4 protein-coding genes and 1 pseudogene are annotated in these 3,685 nt (G+C 55.9%); 3 read left to right on the forward strand and 2 right to left on the reverse strand.

The genetic code is table 11. From position 1 onward, the window contains the following. Window positions 1-1,073 precede the first annotated feature (1,073 nt). Window positions 1,074-1,571: a hypothetical protein gene (locus NKH35_RS30915; protein ID WP_023715661.1), complete on the forward strand. Its 498-nt coding sequence runs from the start codon at window positions 1,074-1,076 to the stop codon at window positions 1,569-1,571. 269 nt (window positions 1,572-1,840) lie between these two features. Here NKH35_RS30915 and NKH35_RS30920 read toward each other — a convergent pair whose 3' ends face one another. Next, complete coding sequence (locus NKH35_RS30920) at window positions 1,841-2,083, reverse strand: hypothetical protein (RefSeq protein WP_023702834.1); 243 nt, start codon at window positions 2,081-2,083, stop codon at window positions 1,841-1,843. Between the two features lie 22 nt (window positions 2,084-2,105). Here NKH35_RS30920 and NKH35_RS30925 point away from each other — a divergent pair, with 22 nt between their 5' ends. Continuing rightward, window positions 2,106-2,774 (forward strand): hypothetical protein, encoded by a 669-nt coding sequence (locus NKH35_RS30925; protein WP_023702833.1) that lies wholly within the window; start codon window positions 2,106-2,108, stop codon window positions 2,772-2,774. 55 nt (window positions 2,775-2,829) lie between these two features. On the opposite strand, the gene NKH35_RS30930 is transcribed toward NKH35_RS30925, so the two are convergent. After that, the gene (locus NKH35_RS30930; protein WP_023698275.1) at window positions 2,830-3,033 is read right to left on the reverse strand and encodes a DUF6471 domain-containing protein; all 204 of its coding nucleotides are present in this window, start codon (window positions 3,031-3,033) and stop codon (window positions 2,830-2,832) included. A 90-nt stretch (window positions 3,034-3,123) separates the two neighbouring features. Between NKH35_RS30930 and NKH35_RS30935 the strand changes: the two are divergent. After that, window positions 3,124-3,585: pseudogene (locus NKH35_RS30935) on the forward strand (transposase); the annotation flags it as partial. Between the last annotated feature and the right edge of the window lie 100 nt (window positions 3,586-3,685).

The following is a 3,685-nucleotide window of genomic DNA, read 5'->3' on the forward strand; positions in this document are numbered from 1 at the left end:
TTCGAAAGCTGCTTCGGCCCGGAGGAAGGCGAAAGCCGCCTCACACGGACCAAGGACAACGCCCAGGATTGAGAGCCGCTTGCGTCAGTCGTACAGCGTCAGAGCTCGCGCCGCGCCATCTGTCTGTTGTCAAATCTCGACGGACGCCTTGGGGGATTTGAATACTGTGCGCTCGCGATGCTCGCTTCGGCGGGTCGTCGTCATGGCAGGCGCGAGTCGAATGTTTGTTAGATGCCGCCACAACCTAAGCCGGCATCATCAATCGCTACAAGCGCAAGGAGTTGAAGGACACGTTGCGCGATCTTGAGCAGGCCGGACTTGGTGACCAGCTCGTTAGGTTTTCCAATTCATGAGTGGCTAGAGCGATGGCTGTACTGGCGTTCGATCTCGTTTATTTTTCCGGCCTGACGGCAGACCAACTGCTAGGCAGCGTCATCTCACTTCTGGCGTGTTTGCTCCTTTATAACGCTCTGGCTCCGGACCGAGTTAATCGATAGGTCGGCGGCCGCTCGGCGTCACTGCTAATGCCCTGATACGATTTTAGGAAACGGGGTCTGCAGTGTTTTCTTCCGCTTCGGCGCCACATAGCTTTCAACCAGGCGAAATGCTCGACGTCGACAGTTACCAGCGGCCGTAGGTTGATGGTCACCGTGTTTGGCGCTCAGAACTTCCTGCGTGCTAGTCAATGGCGAGCATCGGAAGCGATTTTGCAGGTTTTGCGCTGACGGGATTCTGGCTCGGCCCGCCGGTCGGGTTCGTCAAAAGGTGCTAATATAGCGTTGTATGTCCGATCGGCGGTAGTAGCCGCTTACTGATCGCCGGACGGTCATCCCTGAACCTTGTTGCACCGCACCTGGAGTGCTTAGGGAATGATATTATCTGACAAATGGAAAAATCACGTAGGAGCCAAAGTAAAATTTTATTATATCTGACTCCTGAGAATTACCAAGTACTGATCCAAGAACGAATCTTTCGCGGGCCGTTAAGTTGTTTTTCAACTCTAGTGCGTCACTATGGGGTCCGTAGGTCCCAAAAAATGTCCCATCCTTTGCAGGGCAAAAAGGAGGCGTACTATGGCAAGAATTTTTGAAATTCTTACGGGCAGTCTGACTGCCGGATCTGTTCTCGTAATTCTTTGCATGCCAGCGACTGCAGCTGGAATTAATGTCGGAGGCGTCGGCGGGGTATCCGTCGGCAGCGGAGGCGCCAGCGCTAATGTGGGCGGCAACAGCGGCGCTACGGCTAGCGTATCCCTAGGCGGTTCTGGGGCAAATGCCGCAGCCTCCGTCGGCGGCACTGGCGGAGCGACTGCTTCCATCGGCACCGGCGGCGCCAATGTCGGTGTCGTCACCGGGGTCGGTACCGACGTAAATGTCGGCGTTGGAACCAATCCAGCCGCCAACCCCAGCAACCCGACCGCTTCGAGCAACCCGAATCTGGCTAGCGTTGTCGGCGATATGTCGAACGCCCAGGTCACTCGGATGAAGAAGCGCTGCGTCGAAGTGCTTAGCAACGAAGATACCTATGATCGTGAGCTGCGCCGGCTCTGCTTGCTGATCTCGCGCCGCTAACCAGCGACCCCTTTCCGACCTGTCGGGGCTGTCGACATGACACTCTCCAGTTCCGGCAGTGGAAGCCCGCCCGCCGAAAGGTTGGCGGGCTTTTACAGTCAGCGTTTTTCCATCCGCAGCAGGCAGGATTTTTAGGCACTTTCGCGTATGTAAACGTTGACACTTAAGGCGCTTTCGCCTCGTAGGCAAGTTGTGTAACGCCTTGTTCTTGAACAAAAAATGTGAGAACGCCTAGTTGCTTAAGCGAAAAGCGCCTTACCGAGCGGATATCAAAAATAAACATTGTAGCGATCTTGCAACCGCCCGAGGCCGCTTTTACGCGTTCGGAGCAAGTCTAAGGCCGATAAGTCATCGTTTTGCTTATGTTTCTTCACGTCACGGTGGCGGTAGGTGTAGCCGGGAATGTCCTGCAAATGGAACGTATTGCCGGGAGGCGAGTAGCGGTAGATAAATCCGAATTGGTCGGTGATCCCGTTGACGCTCGAATAAGTGATCTCGCCATACAGATACATATGGAAGGGAACCCGCCCCTATGTGAGTATCGGACAGGAAAAGCTCATTCAGCACATTGTTTGTGATAGGGCCGCCGCGATCAAAAGCTGCAGGGCTAAGAGCATCGTCTGCCCCGAGCACCCGTTCAACGTCATTGATTTCTCCGGGATGGTAATGCGGAGTTGGCGGCAAGTTGCAAAGCCGGAGGCTCGCCCGAATCTCGTTTATGATGGCAGGAGTGCGTCCGAAATTCTTGATCGAGTATGCCGCTTCCGGAATTGGTCTTTTGTTGTCGGGCTTGTCAGCCCAATCGTGCGTCACCCCCACCAACGGTTTGGTGGCGGTGACGAACAAATACGGGCGCTCGATATCGAGCAAAGCCTTTTCGGCAATGTCGGCGCTGCGCTGGGTGTGCCTAGCAGCCTCTTTGGCGTAGTAAGCAGCGGCCATAGCAGCGGCGAGCGTGAAAGCACCCACGATAGCGCCAATGGTGGTCCAGTTCGCCGACTGTTGGGCAGCGTCGGCAGCGTTCCACTGGGCACACAGATCGGAACTGCGATCATCGTGACCTGCTTGGCATGGGTTAGTGTAACTTGGGGGTTCATTTGCCTGTTGGACTGGCGGAGGGCTTGCCGCAACAGGGTTGCCTATGGTCTCTTGATGCTGTTCGGAATGTTGGGGCTGAGTGCTCTTGCGCTCGTCTGGCGGTAAAGCCGCCCCGAGTAAAACTACTCCGAAAGCCGCAATGAGGATGCCCCGATAGCGTCTAAGCATTGCAGTAAGAACGCAGCGCTAAAGCCCCCGGGCTTATTTTGTTGTTCAAAATACGCTCGGTTTCGTGAATGTCCATAGTCGCCAATTTTTCGGCGAGTTGGGCATAGGTAACGCCCTTCCGCTTCAACTCTGACTTCAAAAGGTTCTTGGCTTTCGTCTCGTATTCGACGGTCTGCGGGTCGTCCTTGCCTGCCATAGCCTCGCCTCAAAAAATATCATCACAGTCGGTGGTACAGGCCCCTGTATTTGGCGATACAAGCCCCGCATATAACCGGATATGATGACAATAGCCCAACACTTCCTCCTTTCCGCCGAAAGCCGCTCCCTTTCTCTGAAAGAGATTTACAAGGGTGGCGAGGAAAAGGCTTACGACGCGTTCAAGCGCCTTCGCTGCGCTTCGACTCAAGGCGAGCCTGTTTGCCGGAAATGCGGGTGCCTGGATCATTACGACATTCCGACCCGTCGCAAGTTCAAGTGCGCCGCTTGCGGGGGCGCAGTTCTCGGTTACGAGGGCACGATCTTCGCCTTGGCGCAAGCTGTCGTTTGTCGATCTGCTCGCCGCGATCTGCCTGTTTGTTAACGGCGCGAAGGGCATGTCGGCGGTCCAGTTCTCTCGCGATCTGGACGTGCAGTACAAGACCGCCTTTGTGCTGGCTCACAAGCTGCGCGAAGCCTGTCGGCTGAAACCAAGAACGAAACCCTTGAAGGCGAGGTCGAGATTGACGGCGCTTACTTTGGTGGCGTGGTGGGCGCCCCCGGCGCGCGCCTGTGCTGCAGGGCGCCCGGCTCGGGGGGGCGTTTTTTTGAGGACTATTGGGGGATTGTCACGTGAGTCGCGCCAAAACCAC

The sequence above is a fragment of the Mesorhizobium sp. M1143 genome (assembly GCF_040318435.1).
In the GTDB taxonomy this organism is placed as follows: domain Bacteria; phylum Pseudomonadota; class Alphaproteobacteria; order Rhizobiales; family Rhizobiaceae; genus Mesorhizobium.